The sequence below is a fragment of the Duganella alba genome, assembly GCF_009674495.1.
GTDB classification, from domain to species: Bacteria; Pseudomonadota; Gammaproteobacteria; order Burkholderiales; family Burkholderiaceae_D; genus Rugamonas; species Rugamonas alba.
In genome coordinates this window covers 216704-238175 of record NZ_WKJN01000006.1, presented here as the reverse complement: position 1 = coordinate 238175, position 21472 = coordinate 216704, and the positions used below count along the sequence as shown (strand labels likewise).

The window sequence follows — 21472 nt, the reverse complement described above, 5'->3', positions numbered from 1 at the left end:
AAGAGGTAGACGAGATTGAATCCAACATTAAAACTAATTGGATACAAAAAAAGTGCTTTCAAACCTCACCAACCGGAGTTCAACAATGCCAAATCTCGTCCGCCTCACCGCCGCCATCGCCCTGCTCTTCGCTTGCACCGCGCAAGCCGCCGACTGGACCGACACCTCGCTCAGCTATCGTTACGGCACCAAGTTCGCCGAGCCATTCAACGACAACGACATCACCAAGAACATCGTCAACCTGAGCAGCGTCTCGGGCTACAAGTACGGCAAGAACTTCTTCAGCATCGACCTGCTGATGTCGTCCGAGCTCGATCCATCGGCGGCCGGTTCCAACAGCGGCGCGCACGAGGCCTACGTGGTGTACCGCCACACGCTGGACTTCGGCAAGATCTTCAACAAGAGCTACGCCTTCGGCCCGGTGCGCGGCGTCGGCGCCACCGCCGGCTTTGACTTCAACAGCAAAACCGACGCCGGCTACAACTCCAAGAAGCGCATGGTCGTCGCCGGCCCGACGCTGATGATGGACGTGCCGGGCTTCCTCGACATCAGCCTGCTGGCGATCTGGGAATCCAACGCCCCGTACAACACCTTCACCAACCAGGCCACGCCGCGCTACGCGTACAAGACCCACGCCATGCTGACCGGCGCCTGGGGCATTCCGTTCAACGTCGGTATTCCGCTGTCGTTCGAAGGCTACGCCAACTTCATCACCGGCAAGGGCACCAATGAATTCGGCGGCGGCACCGCGCCGGAGACCAATATCGACATGCAGATCATGTACGACATCAGCGAAACGCTCGGCACGCCGAAGAACACCTTCAAGATCGGCGTCGAGTACCAGTACTGGAAAAACAAATTCGGCAACCCGGATCGCACCGTTCCAGGCGCCACGGCCAAAACGCCGATGGTGCGCGCGGAATACCACTTCTAACTTCGCTTCTTACTTATTACACGCAAAGGAAACCGTATGATGAATCGTCGCAAAGTACTGGCCGCCCTGGCTGTCGCCACCGCCTTCGCCGCAGCCCCATCGTTTGCAGCAGACCCGCTGAAAATCGGCTTCGTCTACGTCGGCCCTGTCGGCGACGCCGGCTGGACCTACGCGCACGACCAGGCCCGCCTGGCGATGGAAAAGGAACTCGGCGCCGCGGTCAAGACCACCTACGTGGAAAACGTGCCGGAAGGCGCGGACGCCGAACGCGTGATCCGCAAGCTGGTCGCCGAAGGCAACAAGCTGATTTTCACCACCTCCTTCGGCTATATGAACCCGACCGAGAAAGTCGCCAAGTCCACGCCAGGCGTGGTGTTCCTGCACGCCACCGGCTTCAAGACCGCCAAGAACATGGGCATCTACGAGTCGCGCCTGTATGAAGGCGCGTACCTGGACGGCATCCTGGCCGGCAAGATGACCAAGTCGAACACGCTGGGCTTCATCGCCTCCTTCCCGGTGCCTGAAGTGATCCGCAACATCAACGCCTTCACGCTCGGCGCGCAGAGCGTGAACCCGAAAATCAAGACCAAGGTCATTTGGGTGAACTCGTGGTACGACCCGGCGAAGGAACGCCAGGCGGCGGAAACCCTGGTGGCGCAAGGCGCCGATGTGATGGCGCAGAACACCGACTCGCCGGCCACGCTGCAGGTGGCGCAGGAAAAAGGCGTGTACGCCTTCGGCTGGGATTCGGACATGTCCAAGTTCGCGCCGAAAGCGCACCTGACCGCCGCCACCAACGACTGGTCCGGCTACTACATCGACACCGCCAAAGCCGTCATCGCCGGCACCTGGAAAACCGGCGCCTACCACGGTGGCCTGAAGGAAGGCATGGTCAAGATGTCGAAGATTAATGCCGTGGTGCCTGCCGATGCGGTGAAGGCGTTTGAAGACAAGAAGGCCGCGCTGACCGCCGGCACCTTTGCGCCGTTCACCGGCCCGATCAAGGACCAGTCGGGCGCCGTCAAGTACGCCGCCGGCGTCAAGGCGCCTGAAAAGGATCTGATGGGCATGAACTTCTACGTGCAAGGCGTGGAAGGCACCATTCCGAAGTAAGCATGGACCCGGTCCTGCTGAACGACTGGCATCCGGTCGCGCTCTCCACGCAGATCCCGGCCGCGGGGGAAGGCTCCCCGATGCTGGCCGCCGATCTGCTGGAGACGCGCGTGCTGTTGTGGCGCGACAGCGGCGGCGTGCTGCACGCATGGGAAGACCGCTGTCCGCATCGCGGCACGCGGCTTTCCATGGGCACGCTGCACGACGACACGCTGACCTGCCCTTACCACGGCTGGAGCTTCGGCAAGGAGGGCCGCTGCACGCGCATCCCGGCGCTGCCTGACGCGCCGCTGAAGGCGCAGGTGGCGGTGTACCGCGTGCAGGAGCGGTATGGACTGGCGTGGGTGTGCCTCGGCACACCAGCGCATGCCGGGCCGCCGGCGTTTCCCGAATTCGCCGACGACCAGCTGCGCAAGGTCTGGTGTGGTCCCTACGATGTAAGCAGCAGCGCTCCGCGCATCGTCGAAAACTTCCTCGACATGGCGCACTTCGCGTTTGTGCACGAAGGCATATTGGGCGACAGACAGCAGACCGTCATTCCCGACTACACCGTCGAAACGTTCGACGATGCCGAATACGGCAGCGGCGTGTGGGCGAAGCAGTGCTACGCCTTCCAGCCGCAGGCCAGCAAGGCCGCCACCGGCGGCAGCGATATCGAATACACCTACCGCGTGGTGCGGCCGCTGACGGCCATCCTCACCAAGCATCCGCCGGGCAGCATCCGCGAAGCGATCGCGCTGCTGCTTCAGCCGCTGACCGAAACCACCACCCGCGTGTGGATCGTCATGGCGTTGAACGACTTCACCTCCAGCGACGACGCGCTGCGCGCCTTCCAGGACACCATCTTCCTGCAGGACCAGCCGATTCTGGAAAGCCAGCATCCGGCGCGCCTGCCATTGACGCCGGGCGCCGAAGTGTCGGTGGCGTGCGACCGCATGTCGCTGGCCTACCGCGGTTATCTCAAGCAGCAGAATTTGCATTACGGAGTTTTACGATGAACGCACAAGACGACGCCTTCCTGACACGCGTGCTGGCCCTGGCGCAGCGCTCGCGCGACGAAGGCCATCATCCCTTCGCCGCCATGGTGGTGGCCGCCGACGGCACGGTGATCTCGGAAGCGATGAACGCTTCCAGCAGCGACCGCACCGCGCATGCCGAGATGAACGCGCTGCGCCTCGCCTCGCAGCGTTACAGTCCGGCCGAACTGGCCGGCGCCACGCTGTACGCCAACGCCGAGCCATGCGCCATGTGCAGCGGCGGCACCTACTGGAGCGGCGTGGGGCGGGTGGTGTATGCGATGTCGGAAGCCAGCCTGCTGGAACTGACCGGCAGCGATCCCGAAAACCCGACCTTGTCGCTGCCATGCCGTACCGTGTTCGCGGCCGGCCAGCGTCCGACGGAAGTCATCGGACCGGTGCGCGAGGACGAAGCGCGGCTGGCGCACGCTAATTTCTGGCAAAAGTAGCAAAGTTCCGCGATTAAGTGATGTTTCCGGGCGACACGAGGTGTAAGTAGCGATGAAACTGGATTGATTAATTCGCGCAATCGGATCACAGTAGCTCCCTAGCCATGCATCATTCACGATGCGGGGAGACAACCATGAAGCTTTTGCAATTCACCCTCTTGACCGCAGCGGGACTCGCGGCCGCATCGTATGCCAGCGCCCAGGCGCCGCAGCCGGACACCCCGTCCGCGATGCGGGCGGGCGAGCCGTATCTGCCGCCGGCGCTGCGCAAGCCGTTGCGTGAGGCTTCGAATGGTACGGCGTTGCTGCGGTATCAGCCGATGCAGAAGCTCAAGCAGCGGTTTGAGGCGGCGGATGTGGATGGTAGTGGTACGCTGAGCCGCGATGAGGCGCAGCGGGCGGGGTTGACCGTGGTCGACAAAAACTTCGACCATATCGATACCGCGCAACGCGGCGCCGTGAGCTTCGATGATCTCAAGGCCTATCTGATTCAACGCCGTGAAGAGGCGAACTCCCGTTAGTACCCCCAAACGAAAGGGTCAGACCCCGTACGGGGTCTGACCCTGGCCGCAGCGGTGTGCGGGTTGCGCAGGTACCGCAAGCCCTACTGCGGATGCGCACGGCGGCGGTGCAAGCTAGCGCTACCCCATATTGCCGGGTTACTGGGGTGGGGCGTCGCGACGGGGAAGGGTCAGGCTGAACACCGAACCTTCGCCCGGCTTGCTTTCCAGCGTCAACGTGCCTTCGTGCACTTCGGCCAACTGGCGCGAGATGTACAGCCCCAATCCCAACCCCGCCGGCACATCCGTCCCGACACCACGCTCATACGGCTCAAAAATCTTGGCCTGGTTTTCCGGCGCTATGCCCGGACCGCAATCGCGCACATCAATGCGCGCCCAGTCCTGCTCCACCGTCAGCGTCACGCTGATCGGCTGCTGACAACCATACCGCATCGCATTGGTCAGCAAATTGACCACGATCTGCTCGATACGGAACTCATCCCACCAGCCACTGACCGGCGTGCCCGCCTCCAGCGACAGGGTCGCGCCGGCAGTGGTCGCCTGCGGCGTCAAATCATGCACCACGCGCCGCAGCAGCCCCGACAACTCCACCCAGCCCGGCCGCAACGACAACTTCCCGCTACGAATCCGCGACACATCCAGCATATCGTCAATCAAGCGGATGATGCTCTGGATCTGCCGGTCATCCCGCGCCACCATGCGCTGCAACTGCTCGGCGCCAAACGCCGCCATATTGCCGCGCTCCAGCTGCATCTTGCGCAACTGGGTTTCCAGGTACAAGGTATTGAGCGGCGTGCGCATCTCGTGCGACACCATCGACATGAATTCATCGCGCATCACCAGCGCGCGCTCCAGCTGCGCCTGCGTCGCCGCCTGCTGCTGACGCGCCGCTTCCAGCGCCTCGACCTGGCGCCGCATCGCTTCGCGCGCCTCGTACAGCGCCACGAACACCTGCACCTTGCCCTTCACCGCGCGCGGATCGAGCGGCTTGTACAGCACGTCCACCGCGCCCGCCTCGTAGCCCTTGAACGAGTAATTCAGCTCCTTGCCGGCCGCCGTCACGAACACGATCGGAATCTGCCGCGTCTTGTCGGTGCCGCGCATCAGCTCGGCCAGCTCGAAGCCGTCCATGCCCGGCATCTGCACGTCGAGAATGGCGATCGCGAAGTCGTGCTGCAACAGCAGCGCCAGCGCTTCTTCGCCGGACCCGGCCTGGAAGATCTCGCGCCCCTCGCCGCGAATGACAGCGTTCAGTGCTTGCAGGTTCTCCGGCAGATCGTCAACGATCAGCAGCTTGGTGGGGGATGCGTCTTGCATTACTTATTCTCCAGCATCATCAACAGGGTGTGAATCTCATCCAACGGCAAAATCAGATCCGGCGCGTGCAGGCGGATCGCTTCCTTCGGCATGGTCGGCACTTCGGCCTCATGCGGGTCTTGCACCACGGTCAGGCCGCCGGCCGCGCTGATCGCCGCCAGCCCGGCCGCGCCATCGTGGTTGGCGCCGGTGAGCAGGATGCCGACCAGGCCGGCGCCATAGGCGTCGGCCGCCGAGGACATCAAATAATCGATCGCCGGCCGCGCAAAATGCAGCGGCGCCTCGCAGCTCAGGGAGAAGCAACGGTCTTGTTCCACCGACAGATGGTAGCCCGAACCGGCGAAATACAGCGTCCCGGACGCCACTTCTTCCTTGTCGCGCGCCTCGCGCACTGGCAAGCTCATACGCTGCTGGAACACCCCGGCCAGATGGCTCTGGCGTCCGTCCGGGATGTGCAGCACCGCCACCACCGCGCAGCTGTAGTCGGCCGGCAGTCCCGGCAGCAATTTCAGCAGCGCACCGACGCCGCCGGCGGAGGCGCCGATCACCACAGCTTCCACCGAGCGTCCGGCCAATGCTTTCTGGATAGCGGAAGTGTCCATGATCAACGTTTGCGGAACAGCCGTTCGCGCTTCATCACCGGCTCGAAACTCGGTCCATAGGCGGAGAAGTCGATGCTCTCCTTGCTGCCCAGGCCGAGGAAGCCGCGATGGCACAGCGACTCGTGGAACAGGCCGAAGGCGCGTTCCTGCAAGCGCTTCTTAAAATAAATCATCACGTTGCGGCAGCTGATCAGATTGGTCTCGGCAAACACCGAGTCGGTCGCCAGACTGTGGTCGGCGAAGGTGACGTTTTCGCACAGCGACTTGTCGAACAGCGCGGCGTTGTAGGCCGCCGTGTAGTAATCGGAAAAGCTGCGGGTGCCGCCAGCCTGCTGGTAGTTCTGCGTGTACTCCCGCATCGCATCCAGCGGGAACATGCCCTGGCGCGCCTTTTCCAGCGATTGCGGATTGATGTCGGTGGCGTAGATCATGCTGCGTTCCAGCAAGCCTTCTTCCTTGAGCAGGATGGCCATCGAATACACTTCCTCGCCGGTGCTGCAGCCGGCGATCCAGATCTTTAGCGACGGATAGGTGCGCAGCACCGGCACCACATGCTCGCGCAGCGCGGCAAAGTAGGTCGGATCGCGGAACATCGAGGTGACCGGTATCGTCAGGTATTGCAGCAGCTGGCTGAAGGCGGCCGGCTCGTGAATGACGCGCGCCTGCAGCGCCGAGATGCTGTCGCAATCCATTTCCTTCAGCGCGTGCAGCACGCGGCGCTTTTGCGAGGCGCCGGTGTAGTCGCGGAAGTCGTAGCTGTATTTCAGGTAGATGGCCTCCACCAGCATTTTCAGCTCGATATCGGTGTCGCTGTGATGCATGGTTAACTCCGCTCACCGTTCGGCATCCAGACCCGCAGCAGCGAGTACAGGCGCGACAGGTCGATCGGCTTGGCCAGGTAATCGCTGGCGCCGGCGGCCAGGCATTGTTCCTGGTCGTCCTTCATGGCCTTGGCGGTAATGGCGATCACCGGCAGGCGGGCGAAGCGCGGATCGTCGCGCAGGCGGCGCGTGGCTTCCAGGCCGTCCATGCCCGGCATCATCACGTCCATCAGCACCAGGTCGATGTCCGGCACGGTGTCGAGTTTTTCCAGCGCCTCGAAGCCGTTGCGGCCCACTTCCACCAGTGCGCCTTTCTGTTCCAGCGCGCTGGTCAGGGCGAAGATGTTGCGCACGTCGTCGTCCACCAGCAGGATGCGGCGGCCTTCGAACACGCGGTCGCGCGAGCGCACCGTCTTCAGCATGCGCTGGCGTTCGCTCGACAGGTCGGCTTCCACCTTGTGCAGGAACAGCGTCACTTCATCCAGCAGGCGCTCCGGCGAACGGGCGCCCTTGATGATGATCGAGCGCGAATATTTGTGCAGGTCGGCTTCTTCGGCACGCGACAGGTTGCGGCCGGTGTAGACGATCACCGGCGGGAACGCCGCCAGCGATTCGCCCGCCATGCGTTGCAGCAGTTCGTTGCCCTGCATGTCCGGCAGCTTGAGGTCGATGATCATGCAGTCGTAGATGGTGGTGCGCAGCAGCGCCAGCGCCTCCTCGCCGCTGCCGACCGCGACGATTTCGACGTCGTTATCGGAGATCAGCTGGACCACGCTGTCGCGCTGGCGGTCGTCGTCTTCCACCAGCAGCACGCGCTTGATTTTCTGCGTCAGCTTGGTTTCGATGCGGCGGAACACTTCCATCAGCTGTTCGCGCGTGGTCGGTTTCAATGCGAAGCCGATCGCGCCCAGGTGCAGCGCGGCTTCGCCGTTCTCGGTGCCGGAGACCACGTGGACCGGAATGTGGCGGGTCTGGGCGTCGTCCTTCAGCAGTTGCAGCACCGACAGGCCGGAACGGTCCGGCAGGCGGATGTCGAGCAGCACGGCATCCGGCTTGTACTGGCGCGCCAGCGCCAGCCCTTCGTCGGCGTCGAAGGCGACCAGGCACTGGTATTGTTTTTCGTGCGCCAGGTCGTACAGGATGCGGGCGAACGGCGCGTCGTCTTCCACCACCAGCACCAGGCGGCCGCGCGGCGTGCCGGCTTCGGCCACCAGGTCGCGGTCGTCGTCGAAGGCGCGCGGCAGCGATGGCGCCGGTGCGGGCGCCGGGGCCGGCGTGGCCACTTGCGGCGCCAGCTCAAAGCCGGTGTCCACCGTGGCCGGGCTGGTCGAACTGCCGGCGCGCGGACCCGGCTCCGGCGAGGTCCAGGCGATCGGCAGCGTCAGCGTGAAGCAGCTGCCCTTGCCCGGTTCGCTGACCAGGCTGATGGCGCCGCCCAGCAATTGGGCCAGGTCGCGCGAGATCGACAGGCCGAGGCCGGTGCCGCCGTACTTGCGGCTGGTGGTGCCATCGGCCTGCTGGAAGGCGTTGAAAATCGCCTGCTGGTCTTCGGCGCGGATGCCGATGCCGGTGTCCTGCACCGAGAACGCCACCGCGCCATGCGCGGCCGGCTGCACGGTCAGCGTGATCTGGCCGCTGCTGGTGAACTTTAGCGCGTTCGACAGCAGGTTTTTCAGGATCTGCTCCATGCGCTGGCGGTCGCTGACCATGTGCTCGGCCACGCCGTCGGCCACTTGCAGCTGGAACGCCAGCTTCTTCTGCTGCGCCAGCGGCTCGAACACCATGGCCATGCCTTCCGCCACATGGCGGATCGACAGGTTTTCCGGCACCAGGTCGAGCTTGCCGGCTTCGACCTTGGAGATGTCGAGGATGTCGTTGATCAGGTTCAGCAGGTCGTTGCCGGCTGAGTAAATCGTGTTGGCGAAGCGTACCTGCTCGTCGTTCAGGTTGCCCAGCGCGTTTTCCGACAGCAGCTTGGCCAGGATCAGCGAGCTGTTGAGCGGCGTACGCAGCTCGTGCGACATATTCGCCAGGAATTGCGATTTGTACTGGCTGGCGCGCTCCAGGTCGCGGGCGCGCTCTTCCAGGTCCAACTGGGCTTTTTGCAGTTCGGCGTTTTTCTGGTCCAGCGCCACGCCCTGCTCGTTGAGCTGTTCGTTGGTCTGTTCCAGTTCGGCTTTCTGGTTTTCCAGGCTGGCCTGCGATTCTTCCAGCACGCGCGACTGTTCTTCCAGTTCCTCGTTGGCGGTGCGCAGTTCTTCCTGCTGTACTTGCAATTCTTCGTTCAGCTGCTGGGTTTCGGCCAGCACTTCCTGCAGGCGCTGGCGCGACAGGCTGGCTTCGATGGCGCTGCCGATATTGCCCTTCACCAGCGTCAGCAGATCGACGTCGCGCGCGGTGATCGGACGCAGCAGGCCCAGTTCCACCACGCCGTTGATCTCGCCGTCGCTGTCGACCGGCGCCAGCAGCACGCTGGCCGGTTCGCCCGAACCCAGGCCGGAGCTGAATTGCAGATAGCCGGCCGGCACCTGGTCGAGGCGGATCACGCGGCGTTCCAGCGCGGCTTGCGCCACCAGGCTTTCGGTCGATTTCAGTTGCTGGTCACGCTGCTCCCATTCGGCGCTCAGACCGTAGGAGGCGACGCGGCGGAAACTGCCGTCGGCGCCGCGCTGGTACAGGGCGCCGACCACCACGCCCATATAGCTGGCCAGGAAATGCAGCAGCGCCGCCGACAATTGCGGCAGCGCGAACTGGCCGATGCCCTGTTGCGCCAGCTCGCTCTGGCCGGTACGCAGCCAGGCTTGCTGTTGCAGCAGTTGGGCATGCTCGGCGTGTTCATCGAGCGCCTTGGTGTAGACGCGTGACAGGCCGGTCAGCTCGCGGCGCCCGAACCAGGCCAGGATGCCGCCGACGCCCAGCGTCAGGATCAGATAGATCACCGCCACCCAGGTGGTGACGGAGCGGGCCTCGTCATTGCGGTCCTGGCGCATGCGCACTTCGGCGGCGACAAAGGTATCGAGCTGGCGGCGGATCTCATCGAACTGGGTTTTGCCGCGGCCGGTCTTGACCGGCCCGGTGACGTCGCCGTTGGCGCCGCGCAGGCGGATCATTTCCTGGGCATACAGATCCCACTGCTGCTGCTGGTATTGGATGGTGCGCAGGCGATCGACCTGGACCGGGTTGTCTTCCACCAGTTTCATCAAGCCATCGACATTGGACGCGACCTTGGGCTTGGACACCACGTAGGGTTGCAGGAAGGACTCGTCGCCGGCCAACAGATAGCCGCGCAAGCCAGTCTCCATGTCGACCATCTCCTTGCCGATCTGGTTGGCATTGCCGATCACCCGTTCGCTGTGCTCGACCCAGTTCATGGTCGTGATCAAATAAGCAAGCAACACGATGAAAACGCCGGCACTGACGACCCCAGCCGCCAGCGGCAGCGTGACATTGCGAACGAGAATACGACGGAACCCGCGGTCGTCCAGCATGGAAGAGTTTGGCATGGTCTGGGCCAGAATAGCTTGAGAAGCGAAGAGTTTATCTCAAACACAAGCTTTTCCAGACCACATTTCAATTGTGCGTGAGGGAAATAACATATCCCCTCATGCAAACCTATTCTACAAACTGTGCGCTGTTCCAATCGGAGATGGCAAGGTTTCCGCCAAAGCAACTTTCCACAACGTCACTTTCACGCAGAAAATCAACCGCCCACGAGTAGTCATTTTTTTCGTTGGATCGCAAATTTTTCTTGATATCTGCTCGCATGAACTCATGCAGAAACCTTAATCACGTGTTAGGTACCTCCACAGACTAAGGTTTCCGCTGTTGCCACTGCTTGAGATGAATCGCTAAGCGGCTTGTTTCTGCACACCATTCGCCCAGATGACGCCGTCGGCGCGGATGGTGGTGCGGTTGAGGATGCGGCGCGTCTGCGGCGTGATCGGCGTTGCCTTGTGGGCCACGTGCAGGTTGTCGGCCACCACCACGTCACCCGGCAGCCAGTGGTGGCGGTAGGTGGCGCCGTCACGCGAGTAGTGACGGTCCACCGCTTCCATCAGCGCGCGCGAATGGTCGGGGCTGTAGCCCAGCACGCCCGCCGTCAGGCCGATGTTCAGGTACAGCGCCGGCACCTCCGTTTTCGGATGACGCAGCACCAGCGGATGCACCACGCCATTGCGGTGCGCCGTCGTCAGGCCGGCGAATTCCTGCTGTATCTCCGGCTGCAACTCGGCATACGCCCGCTGCAAGTCGGTGAACAGCGTGTCGCCGCCCTCCTCCGACTGCACTTCCGAATACCAGAAGCTGATCGGCGTCGGATCTTCGCGGAACGAACCGTCCGAATGCCAGTAGCGACCCACCTCGACATGGCCATCCTCCGGCCGGCTGGCGACGCGGAAGATCTCCGGCAAGCCGTTCAACTGCCCGCGCATGGTCGGGAAAGTCTCCAGGCTGCCAAACAGCTGGCTGGCGGCGATCTGCTCCGGCGGCGTGAACGACTGGCCGCGAATCACCAGCATGCCATATTGCAGTAGCGCGGCACGCAGCTGTTCAGCCATGCTGTCATCAGCCTCGCGCATATCGAAACCATCGATTTCAGCGCCAAAACCTACAGGGAGCGGGGTGATATTCATACAACCTCCAAAGCAATTTAAGTATGAAATCACTATAATCCCACCGCGTTCTGCTGATAATATGGGCAAATTCGCACACACCTTTGCGTAAGGCGCAATACATGGATAGATTTGCCGAATTGAAAGCGTTTTGCCTGGTGGCCAGCAACGGCGGTTTTTCCGCCGCCGCGCGCCAGCTTGGCGTGGCCACCTCCTCGGTGACGCGGCTGGTGGACGCGCTGGAACAGCGCATCGGCGCACCGCTGCTGAACCGCTCGACGCGCAGCATCACCCTCACCGACAGCGGCCGCGGCTACTTCGACCACGCCACCCAAATCCTCGCCTCGCTCGACGAAGCCGACGATGCCGCCTCCGGGCGCGACGCCGAACCGGCCGGCGTGCTGCGCATCGCCGCCCCGGTCACGCTGGCCATCCGCTACATCGCCCCGCTGCTGCCGGAACTGGCGCGCCGCTATCCGAAGCTGGAACTGGACATGCGCCTCAACGACGCGCTGACCAATATGGTCGATGAAGCGATCGACGTCGCCATCCGTATCGGCAACCCGGAGCAGCAGCCCAACCTGATCGCGCGCAAGCTGGCCGGCCACCAGCGCCACATCGTCGCCAGCCCGGCCTACCTGGCCGCGCACGGCGCACCGCGGACGCCGGACGATCTGGGCCAGCACAACTGCCTGCTGTTCGCCTACGGCGCCAGCCGTTCGACCTGGCGGCTGCGCAACAGCGACCTGGCCACCGAAGTGGAAGTGCGCGGCAGCCTGCACGTCAACAACTCGGACATGCTGCGCCAGGCCGCGCTGGGCGGCCTCGGCCTGGCGCTGCTGCCGGGCTGGCTGATCCAGCAGGATCTGGCGGACGGCAAGCTGGTGGCCGTGCTGACCGAATACCAGGCCAATCCCGGCGAGATGGACGTCGGCATCTACGCGGTGTACCCGGCCAACCGCCGTGGCGCCTCGAAGATCCGCGTGTTCACCGACATGCTGGCGGAGTCATTGGAATAAGTTCCCGTAATCCGCCGCATCATTGAGCCGCCGCAGGCCGCACGCAAAGCGGCGCGCGGCAGCGCAAGCCACCGCCTACACTGGACAGGCGGAGGTGACCGATGAACAGACTGCTGGCGATTGCACTGCTGTGCCTGCCGCTGTGGGCACAGGGCGGCGTCATCGTCGGCGGCTCGCAGCTGTTGGGTACGAGCGACCTCGGCACGCTGGAACACTGGCTTGGCGACGGCAGCCTGACGCTGACCAATATCTACAGCAAAGACCCAGGCGACATCGGCGTCGACTTCCACGCGGCGGCCGACAACCAGGGACCGACCTTCTCGCTGATGCGCGCGCGGGCCGGCGACGGCAGCTGGAAACTCATCGGCGGCTACAATCCCCAAAGCTGGGACAGCAGCAACGGCGCCCACTACACCGCCGATCCACGCGACTGGAGCGCCTTCATCTTCAACCTCAGCGACGATGTGCTGTGGCGCCAGAGCGGCCCGGTGCAAACCTACAACCGCTACTTTGACGGCCCGACCTTCGGCGCCATGCCGCTGGGGCCGGACCTTGGCGTCACCGCCGATCTGTCGCAGGTATTTTCATTGGGGGGATGGTCGTATGGCGGCGCCGCCAATCGCGGGCGCTCCATCGTCGACGGCACGCTGGACGCGCCGAACATGGAATTGGCCGCGCTGGAGGTATTCACCATCAGCGCGGCCGTGGTGCCGGAGCCGCCGCCAGCGTTGCTGCTGCTGGCGGGACTCGCGGCCTTGCTGCTTAGTGCTTCGCTTCGGCGTCGACCAGCTTGCGGATCTTGGCCACCTGCCCGGCATCCGCAGCGGACGCCTGGTTACCCCAGCTCTGACGCACGAAGGTAACCAGCTGCGCCGCCTCGTCGTCCGACAGACGCCAGGCGAAGCCCGGCATGCCCAGCGCCGATGGCGCGCCCTTGGTGGAAGGCAGCGAACTGCCCGCCAGCACCAGGCGGATCAAGGACGTCGGATCATCCGACAGCACGCTCGGATTGCCAGCCAGCGCAGGGAACACCTTGGCGTTGGAAGTCGCATCCGAACGGTGGCAGGCCGCGCAGTTGTCCAGATACAGCTGCGCACCGCGCGTGTCGTCATGCCCCGCCTTCAAGGCCTTGGCCGTGACATCGCTGACCGCATAGCGCGCCTTCTCATCCGGCCCCGGCGTCAGGGACTTCAGGTAGACGGCGATGGCCTTCAGATCCTCCGGCGACATCTCCTGCGTGCTGTGCGCAACCACATCGGCCATCGGCGTGCCGATCACCGCCGAATGCGCGTTGCGTGCCTTGCTCAGCGTATCGATGATGTCCTGCTCGGTCCAACGACCGAGGCCGCCAGCCGGATTGCTGCGCAGGTTTACCGCCAGCCAGCCATCGATCACCGGACCGCCGGACAGGTAAGCCGGGTTCGACTCGTCCTGCGCCAGCTCCTGCATGGTCGATGCGCGTGGCGTGTGGCAGGCGCCGCAATGGCCCAGGCCCTGCACCAGATAAGCGCCGCGCGCCAGCGCTTCGCCCTGGTACTTGCTCAACACCAGCGGTTCAACAGCCGGCGCATACGTCTTGCGCCAGATCGCCAGCGGCCAGTTGATCGACAGCGGCCAGGCGATGTCATGCCCCAGGTTGGGCTTGGACACCGGCTGCACGCCGTGCATGAAATACGCATACAGCGCGCGCATGTCGTCGTCGGTCACCTTGGCGTAGGACGGATACGGCATCGCCGGATACAGCGTGTCGCCCGACTGCGCGATACCGTGACGCACGGCGCGGTCGAAGTCGTTCAGGCTGTAGTTGCCGATACCGGTGGCCTTGTCCGGCGTGATGTTGGAGCTGTGGATGGCGCCGATCGGCGTCGCCATCGACAGGCCGCCCGCAAACGGCTGGCCTTTCGGCGCCGTGTGGCAAGCCACGCAGTCGGCCGCGACGGCCAGGTAGCGGCCCTTCTCGATCAATTGCGCGCTAGGCGTGGCCAGATTCTCCGCACCCGGTCCGATGTCCTTGGTGGCAGTCGCCTGCTTGGCATAGGCGAATGCAGCCACCACGCCAACCACCGCCACCGCCGCGACGACCGCGATTCCTTTTTTAACATTGCTCATGTCGTCGTCTCCTTAAGCCTGGACCAGTGGGCCCGGGTTTTTCAAGTACTGCTCGCGGACCGCCTTGGCGCACCAGTAGGTCAGCGCGCCGACCATGCCGGTCGGGTTGTAGCCGTTGTTTTGCGGGAAGGCGTTGGCGCCCGGCGCAAACACGTTCGACACATCCCACGACTGCAGGTAGCGGTTCAGCGCCGAGGTCTTCGGATCGGAGCCCATGATGGCGCCGCCGCAGGTGTGGGTCGACTGGTACTGCGTCACGTTGTAGTGGTCGCCGTCCTTCTTGGCGTCGCCCTTGATGGCTTTCGGCCCCAGCACCTTGCACATGTCCGACGCTTTCTCCACCAGGTACTGCGAGGCCTTGACCTCGTTGTCGTGCCAGTCGAAGGTCATGCGCAGCAGCGGACGGCCGAAGGCATCCTTGTAGGTCGGGTCCAGGCTCAGGTAGGCGTCCTGGTAGGACATGCACGAACCCTGCACCTCGTAGTAGAACGAATGGCGGAAGGCCTCCTTGACGCCCTTCTTCCAGCCGCTGCCCCAGTTCGGCACACCCGGCGCGGTCGCAATGCCGCGCACCGGACCGCCGCCCGGCTGGCGCGCCCAGACCAGGCCGCCGCCGATGAAGCCGGACTTGGTGCTGTCGTTCTGGTTGCCGTTCAAGTCGTCGATGGTGGTGCCGCCGCCGCCGATGCCCATGAACTGGTTGGCGTGCACGGTTTCATCGAAGAACAGCGAAACGCGGTTCAAGTTCTGGTACGAGTAGTTGCGGCCGATGGTGCCGGTGTTGCTGACCGGGTCATACGGCACGCCGATGCCCGACAACAGCATCAGGTGCACATTGAACAGCGAGAATGCACACAGCACCACCAGATCGGCCGGCTGCTCGGTCTCGCGTCCTTGCGCATCCAGATAGGTGACGCCGGTGGCTTTCTTCTTGTCGGCGGTCAGGTTGACCTTCAACACTTGCGCCAGCGTGCGCAGCTCGAAGCCCTTGCGGCCGCGCAGCACCGGCATGATGCAGGCGTTCGGGCTGGCCTTGGAGTAGTTCAGGCAACCGTAGTCGGAGCAGAAGCCGCAGAAGTTGCACGGTCCCATCTGGCAGCCGTAGGGATTCACATACGGGCCGGAAGCGTTCGATGCCGGAATCGGATACGGGTGGTAGCCCATCTCGCGCGCGGCCTTGTAGAACATCTCGGCGCCCAGGTAGTTCGGGTTCGGCGGCAGCGCGAATTCACGCGAGCGCGAGCCTTCGAAGGGATTGCCGCCTTCGACCTTCTGGCCATTCAGCACGCCGGCCTTGCCGGAGGTGCCGCAGACATATTCGAAGTGATCGAAGTGCGGTTCCAGGTCTTCATAGGTGACCGGGAAATCCTGGATCGTCATGCCGGCCGGGATGAATTTCTTACCGTAACGCTGTTCCACGTTGGAGCGCACCTTGAAGTCTTCCGGCAACGCGCGGAAATGGCAGCCCGACCAGTGGCTGCCTGCGCCGCCAACGCCGGTGCCCGGCTTGAACGAGCCCATCTGGCGATACGGCACGGCCGTGTCGCTCATGTTGTGGCGAATGGTCACCGTCTCCTTCGACAGCGATTGCAGGTACTTGCGGTGCACCGAACCTTCCAGCTCGTCGACCACGCGCGGATACGCGAAGTCCGGCTGCGTGTCGCGGTCCGGGCCGCGTTCCAGGCACACCACGCTCAGGCCGGCGTCGGTCAGTTCCTTGGCCATGATGGCGCCGGTCCAGCCCATGCCGACAATGACGGCGTCTACTTTGTTTTTTACGATACTCATAGTCTTAACCTCTGCGTCCAGCCAGATCGACGGGGCCGATCGGATATGGTTTGTCGCGGACTTCCACCCAGTCCAGATAGTCGGCACGCATGCCGGGATAGCCGATCATCTTCCACGAGCCCATGCCCTTGTTGCCGCCGTGCTTGGGATCGGCGAAGTAGCCGTTACGCACTTCATTCAGCAGGTTGGTGAAGAACAGCTTGGCCGAAATGTCTTCCAGCTTCAGCTTGCCGCCTTCGCAGCCCTTGAGGATTTCCTCCTGCTGCTTGCGGTCCAGATCGGCAAACGCCTTGCCGCCGAACTGCGAGGCGCAATAGCCGTCGACGTTCTTGATGCCGACGCGGATGATGTCGCGCAGGCCCAGCTTGCCCTGGTAGCCGAACTCCGGCGCGGCCTTGACGAACGGGCCTTGCATATACCAGATGTCGCCGGTGGCGTAGGGCGTCTGCATGTGGCGGTCGAGGAATTCCAGCACGCCCAGCTCGATGGCGCCGGGGCCGTGCTCGTCATGCGGAATCAGGCGGTCCACGGCGGCGTTGAGGAACTTCCACTCGACCTGGTTGAAGAAAGCCGGCGTGTAGGCGTCCGGCTTGCCCTCGGGCGCGTTGGCGTCGGCGGCGGTGGCCGGCGACAGTGCGCGCACCACGCCGGTGGTGGCCGCCGCGCCGATCGGGATGAACACCATGCTCTTGATAAGATTGCGCCGGGATGGCGACTGTGTGTCGTCAGACATTTTCTTCTCCTCTGTTTGACTTCAGGGTTGCTGCGCGCTGCGTGCTTCCCACCGATAGCCGACCCCGTAAACGGCCGAAATCGCTTCGGCCAGGCCAGCTTCTTCCAGTTTCCGGCGCAGGTTCTTCACATGCGTATCGATCGTGCGGTCATGCACGATGCGCCGGTCCTCATACACCCAGGTGCGCAAGTCATCGCGTGACAAGGCCTTGCCGGGTGCGTCGCGCAAACGTTTCAGCAGGCGGAATTCCACCGGCGTCAGCGCCAGTTCCGTGCCGTGGACAAAGGCGCGCATGCCCTGGTCGTCGATCTGCAAGCCGGGCGTCGGCGTGCCGGCCGGGCGGCGGCGCAGCACCGCGCGCACCCTGGCCACCACTTCGCGCGGGCTGAAAGGCTTGCAGATGTAATCGTCGGCGCCGCTGTCCAGGCCGTCGAGACGGTCTTCTTCCTGGGCGCGCGCCGTCATCATGATGATGGGAATGTCGCTGTTGGCGCGCAGCGCGCGGCACAGGCTCAGGCCGTCCATGCCGGGCAGCATCCAGTCCAGCAGGATCAGGTCGACATCGCCGGCCGCCACCGTGGCCTGCACCGACAGGCCGTCGTGCTGCGCGCTGGCGCGGTAACCGGCCGCCTGCAGATAGCTGACCAGCAGCCGCGCCAGGCGTTGTTCGTCTTCCACCACCAGCACATGTGGCGCGTTCATGCGGCTTCTCCCGACAAGGGCAGCGTGATGCGGATGGTCAGGCCGCGCGGCATGGCGGTATGGGTGTGCATGGCGCTGATGCTGCCGCTGTGCGCCTCGACGATGCTGCGGCAGATCGCCAGCCCGAGGCCGCTGCCGCCGGTGGTGCGGCTGCGCGCGCGGTCGCCGCGCCAGAAGCGCTCGAACAGCATCGGCAGGCCGGCGTCGCTGACGCCGGGGCCGTTGTCGGCCAGGATCAGCACGGCCTGGCTGCGCATCACGTGCAGGCTGATGCTCAACTGGGTCGCGCCTTCCGCGTGGCGCAGCGTGTTGTTGAACAGGTTGCGCAGCAACTGACGCAGGCGCACGGTGTCGCCCTGCACCGGCATCGCGGCAGGACTGTCGAGGACGATTTCCATGCCGGCCTGCGCCAGCGGTTCGCTCCATTTCTGGATTTCGCTGTGCAGCAGCGCCGCCAGGTCGAGCGGCTCGCGGCGGTAATCGAAGGCGCCCACTTCGGACAGCGTGATCTGGCGCATGTCGTCCACCAGCCGGCTCAGCGTGGTCACCTCGTCCATCAGCGCCTTCAGGCTGCTGGCGTCGATCGGTTCGATGCCGTCTTCCATCGCCTCCAGCTGGGCCTGCAATACCGACAGCGGCGTGCGCAATTCGTGCGAAATGTCGGCCATGAAGTGGCGGCGCAGCGCCTCGTTGCTTTCCAGCGTGGCGACCATGATGTTGAAGTTGCGCGCCAGCGTGCCGAGCTCGTCGCGCTGCGCGTGCGGCACGCGCACGCCGTAGTCGCCGGCGGCGACCTTGGAGGCGGCGGCGATCAGGCGCCGCGTCGGCGCCACGAAGCTGCGCGCCAGCAGCATCGCCGCCAGCGCGGCCAGCACCAGCGTGCCGAGGCCGATGAACAGGCTGTCGCGCTGCTGCTGCGCCTGGAAGGTCAGTTCGGCTTCTTCCTGCAAGCCGCGCAGCGGCGCGCCGGCCAGGGTGCCGACCATTTTTCCATCCACCAGCACCGGCTGGTAGCGTAGGTCGTCGCCGGTTTGCAGGTTGCCGGCCAGGTGATTGCCCTGCTGGTCGTACAGGCCGAGGCGGCGTGGCGCTTTGTCCGGGACAGCGTAATAGATGGAGTCGCCGCCGGGGCGCGGCGAGGTGGCGCGTTCGCGGCCGATGGCGCCGGTGTAGCGCTCCCAGGCCTCGCGATTGTTGCGGATGAAGTCCCAGTTGCCGTGCTCCTGGTAGGCGCGTGAGAACTCGAACGCCATCGCCTCCATGCGGCGCGCTTCGACTTCATTCAGATAACCCTGGAAGCCGCGCTTGAAACTCCAGCGCGTGCCGAGGCCGACACCGACCGCCGTCAGCATGCTGACGATCAGCAGTGAAAGAAACAGCCGGGCAGTAATACCGATCTTGACCATCAGGCCATTTAGCCACGATGCCGGACCGGCTTCAAGCGTCCGCTTTGAAACTGCCGTAATTCTTCACAGAAACTCCACATTGTTGTGGAAGTGTATAGCTTCAGGCGCGCGGCAACGTTACAGCGAAGACAACTTGTGGCGATTCGTAACGGTAGGCGATCTCGCCACCATGCTGCTGGACGATCTCCTGGGCGATATGCAAGCCGAGGCCGAGGCCGCCGCGATTGCGCACATTGCCGACCGACGCATGCTTGAGCGGGCTGTACAGCATCGGCACCAGCTCGGCCGGAATTTCCGGCGCCACGTTGCGCACTTCCAGCAGCACCTGGTCGCCCTGGTCGGACAGCAGCACGTGGATCGGCTCGCCATGCGTGCCGTGGTGGCGGGCGTTGCTGACCAGGTTGCTCACCACCTGCACCATGCGGTCGCCATCGACCTGCGCCAGCAACGTCGGCGGCAGGCTGGTTTCGATGCGTAGGTCGGCGTGCGACAGGCGCGCCTCGTCCAGCAAGTCCTGCAACAGCACCACCAGGTCGACTTCGCTGCGCGTCAGGCCCAGGCTCAGGCCGCCATTGATGCGGCTCATGTCCAGCACCTGGCTGATCAGGCGTTCCATGCGCGTGCTCGATGCCTGGATGCGGGTGCTCATGGTGCTGGCGGCGCCGCCGTGCTGCAACACGGTGGCCGCCATATTGATCGAATGCAGCGGGCCGCGCAGGTCGTGGCCCAACATCGCCAGCAGCTGCGCGCGGGCGCGGTCGGTCTCGATGTGCTTGGCGACGCTGGCGCGGTGCATCTCGCCCAGCAGCTGCGTGGCGGCCAGCTTTTCGGTCGCGTCCCACGGCACGGCGCGACCGCGCACCATCTCGCGCCACTCGTCAAAGGAGCCGCGCGGCGTCAGGCGCGGGCCCAGCGGACCGGCAACCACCACTTTTTCCGGACGGCCGGCCCAGCGGATGGTGTGGATCTGTTCGCGGCGCAGGCCCAGCAGCCAACCCGAGGTGGCGGGATCGAATCGCAGCGCCAGCAGGCCGGCCCACGGCGCCAGCGCTTCCTGAATCTCCTGCGGCCAGTCGGTGACGGCGATGCGTTCGACCAGGTCATTGCCCCCCTCGGGCAGCGACGCCACCATGCGCGCGGCCAGCGCGGCGTCGATGTCGCCATGCACCATGATCTTGCCGTACTGCGTGACCACCAGCGCTTCCACCTGCAACGACTCGCACAGCGCCGGCGCATGTTGCAGCAGCGCGCGCGCCGGTTCGTCGTGGTGCAGCAGGGTTTCCATGACGCGGGTACGCACCTCGGCCGACTGCTCGACCAGCTTGGTGCGCTCGCGCGCTTCGATCGACTGCACCAGCGAGGCGATCACCTGCGCCATCACGTCGGCCGCCATGCGGATCGAATACGGCACCTGTAACGGCGCCATGTGGTGACAGGCCAGCAGGCCCCACAGGCGGCCGTTGACGACGATGGACACGCTCATCGACGCGCCCACGCCCATGTTCTGCAAATATTCGATGTGGATCGGCGAGACGCTGCGCAGCACGCTGTGGCTCAGGTCCAGCGGCGCATCGCCGGCGCGGCCGCGCAGCGGCGCCGGCGTGTAGCCGACGTCGGCGATCAGCCGCAAGGTGTTGATGATGTACAGCCGGCGCGCCTGCGCCGGAATGTCGCTGGCCGGATAACGGCGGCCCAGGTACGGTTCCAGGTCGTCGCGGCGCGACTCGGCGGTGACGTCGCCGCTGTCGTCCTGGTGGAAGCGGTAGCCCATCACGCGATCGAAGCCGGTGATGGCGCGCACCTGTTCGGTGGCCAGCTGCAACAGCGCATCGATGGATTTCTGCCGCTTCAGACGGTCGATGGCGGCGTGCGCCTTCAGCGCGAAGGCGGCGACGGCGTCGCTTGGCGTATCGCGCAATTCGAATTCGATGATCAGGCGCGACTGGTAAGCATGGACGATGCAGTCGAACTGCAAGCCGCCGATGGCGACTTCCAACGCGCTGGCCGGCGCTTCGCCGTCTTCGATGCTGTCGCGGCATTCGGCAGCGACGTCGTGCACTTCCGGCGGCAACGGCAACTCGGCCAGCGGCATGTTCAGCGCCGGCGCCAGGCCCAGCAATTGCGGCGCGTTGTCGCTCCAGGCCAGCAAGGCGCCGGCCAGGTCGAACGCCAGCAATGCCCCGTGCGGCTGGATACTGCCCGGGATGTGAATAGGCTCATCCGCACAATTGTCCAGCGTGACGGAATCGGTCGCTTGCATCGGGCGAAGTCGCTTTTTCGAGAGGGGAGAAGCTGGAATTCTATCATCCCCCGCCCGACACAGGCAGCACGG

General features: G+C 64.4%; 18 protein-coding genes. 7 read left to right on the top strand and 11 right to left on the bottom strand.

Going from position 1 to position 21472, the window contains the following annotated elements:
- The first annotated feature begins 85 nt into the window (after window positions 1-85).
- From GJ695_RS08450 to GJ695_RS08430, 5 genes are all read left to right on the top strand, one after another.
- Window positions 86-934, top strand: a complete 849-nt coding sequence (locus GJ695_RS08450) for an outer envelope protein (protein WP_154363745.1) — start codon at window positions 86-88, stop codon at window positions 932-934.
- A gap of 36 nt (window positions 935-970) precedes the next feature.
- Window positions 971-2047 (top strand): BMP family ABC transporter substrate-binding protein, encoded by a 1077-nt coding sequence (locus GJ695_RS08445; RefSeq protein ID WP_154363743.1) that lies wholly within the window; start codon window positions 971-973, stop codon window positions 2045-2047.
- Between the two features lie 2 nt (window positions 2048-2049).
- Entirely contained in the window at window positions 2050-3045 is a 996-nt protein-coding gene (locus GJ695_RS08440; protein WP_154363741.1) for an aromatic ring-hydroxylating dioxygenase subunit alpha, read from the top strand.
- Complete coding sequence (locus GJ695_RS08435) at window positions 3042-3512, top strand: nucleoside deaminase (protein ID WP_154363739.1); 471 nt, start codon at window positions 3042-3044, stop codon at window positions 3510-3512. The genes GJ695_RS08440 and GJ695_RS08435 overlap by 4 nt, the downstream gene beginning before the upstream one ends.
- Window positions 3513-3646: 134 nt before the next feature.
- Window positions 3647-4033: an EF-hand domain-containing protein gene (locus GJ695_RS08430; protein ID WP_229260293.1), complete on the top strand. Its 387-nt coding sequence runs from the start codon at window positions 3647-3649 to the stop codon at window positions 4031-4033.
- A gap of 138 nt (window positions 4034-4171) precedes the next feature.
- On the opposite strand, the gene GJ695_RS08425 is transcribed toward GJ695_RS08430, so the two are convergent.
- The 5 genes from GJ695_RS08425 to GJ695_RS08405 all read right to left on the bottom strand — a co-directional run bounded on the left by GJ695_RS08425 (window position 4172) and on the right by GJ695_RS08405 (window position 11404).
- The gene (locus tag GJ695_RS08425) at window positions 4172-5350 is read right to left on the bottom strand and encodes a hybrid sensor histidine kinase/response regulator (protein ID WP_154363735.1); all 1179 of its coding nucleotides are present in this window, start codon (window positions 5348-5350) and stop codon (window positions 4172-4174) included.
- Window positions 5350-5952 carry a chemotaxis protein CheB gene (locus tag GJ695_RS08420; RefSeq protein ID WP_154363733.1) on the bottom strand — a complete coding sequence of 201 codons (603 nt, stop codon included), beginning with the start codon at window positions 5950-5952 and terminating at the stop codon, window positions 5350-5352. The genes GJ695_RS08425 and GJ695_RS08420 overlap by 1 nt, the downstream gene beginning before the upstream one ends.
- Before the next feature lie 2 nt (window positions 5953-5954).
- Window positions 5955-6773: a CheR family methyltransferase gene (locus tag GJ695_RS08415; protein WP_154361303.1), complete on the bottom strand. Its 819-nt coding sequence runs from the start codon at window positions 6771-6773 to the stop codon at window positions 5955-5957.
- Window positions 6774-6775: 2 nt separating this feature from the next.
- On the bottom strand, window positions 6776-10276 hold the full coding sequence (locus GJ695_RS08410) for a response regulator (protein WP_154363731.1): 3501 nt from the start codon (window positions 10274-10276) through the stop codon (window positions 6776-6778).
- A gap of 345 nt (window positions 10277-10621) precedes the next feature.
- Window positions 10622-11404 (bottom strand): TauD/TfdA dioxygenase family protein, encoded by a 783-nt coding sequence (locus tag GJ695_RS08405; protein ID WP_154363729.1) that lies wholly within the window; start codon window positions 11402-11404, stop codon window positions 10622-10624.
- 101 nt (window positions 11405-11505) lie between these two features.
- Here GJ695_RS08405 and GJ695_RS08400 point away from each other — a divergent pair, with 101 nt between their 5' ends.
- Entirely contained in the window at window positions 11506-12402 is an 897-nt protein-coding gene (locus tag GJ695_RS08400; protein WP_154363726.1) for a LysR family transcriptional regulator, read from the top strand.
- Between the two features lie 101 nt (window positions 12403-12503).
- Entirely contained in the window at window positions 12504-13265 is a 762-nt protein-coding gene (locus tag GJ695_RS08395) for a PEP_CTERM-anchored TLD domain-containing protein (protein WP_154363725.1), read from the top strand.
- On the opposite strand, the gene GJ695_RS08390 is transcribed toward GJ695_RS08395, so the two are convergent.
- The 6 genes from GJ695_RS08390 to GJ695_RS08365 all read right to left on the bottom strand — a co-directional run bounded on the left by GJ695_RS08390 (window position 13165) and on the right by GJ695_RS08365 (window position 21400).
- Window positions 13165-14511 (bottom strand): cytochrome c, encoded by a 1347-nt coding sequence (locus GJ695_RS08390; protein WP_154363724.1) that lies wholly within the window; start codon window positions 14509-14511, stop codon window positions 13165-13167. The two genes, GJ695_RS08395 and GJ695_RS08390, sit on opposite strands and share 101 nt — an antisense overlap.
- A gap of 12 nt (window positions 14512-14523) precedes the next feature.
- The gene (locus GJ695_RS08385) at window positions 14524-16299 is read right to left on the bottom strand and encodes a GMC family oxidoreductase (protein WP_154363722.1); all 1776 of its coding nucleotides are present in this window, start codon (window positions 16297-16299) and stop codon (window positions 14524-14526) included.
- Window positions 16300-16303: 4 nt separating this feature from the next.
- On the bottom strand, window positions 16304-17032 hold the full coding sequence (locus GJ695_RS08380; protein WP_154363719.1) for a gluconate 2-dehydrogenase subunit 3 family protein: 729 nt from the start codon (window positions 17030-17032) through the stop codon (window positions 16304-16306).
- A gap of 21 nt (window positions 17033-17053) precedes the next feature.
- Window positions 17054-17734, bottom strand: a complete 681-nt coding sequence (locus GJ695_RS08375) for a response regulator (protein WP_154363717.1) — start codon at window positions 17732-17734, stop codon at window positions 17054-17056.
- Entirely contained in the window at window positions 17731-19140 is a 1410-nt protein-coding gene (locus GJ695_RS08370; RefSeq protein WP_154363715.1) for an ATP-binding protein, read from the bottom strand. The genes GJ695_RS08375 and GJ695_RS08370 overlap by 4 nt, the downstream gene beginning before the upstream one ends.
- Window positions 19141-19240: 100 nt before the next feature.
- Window positions 19241-21400, bottom strand: coding sequence for an ATP-binding protein (locus GJ695_RS08365; RefSeq protein ID WP_154363713.1), 2160 nt, complete (start codon window positions 21398-21400; stop codon window positions 19241-19243).
- Between the last annotated feature and the right edge of the window lie 72 nt (window positions 21401-21472).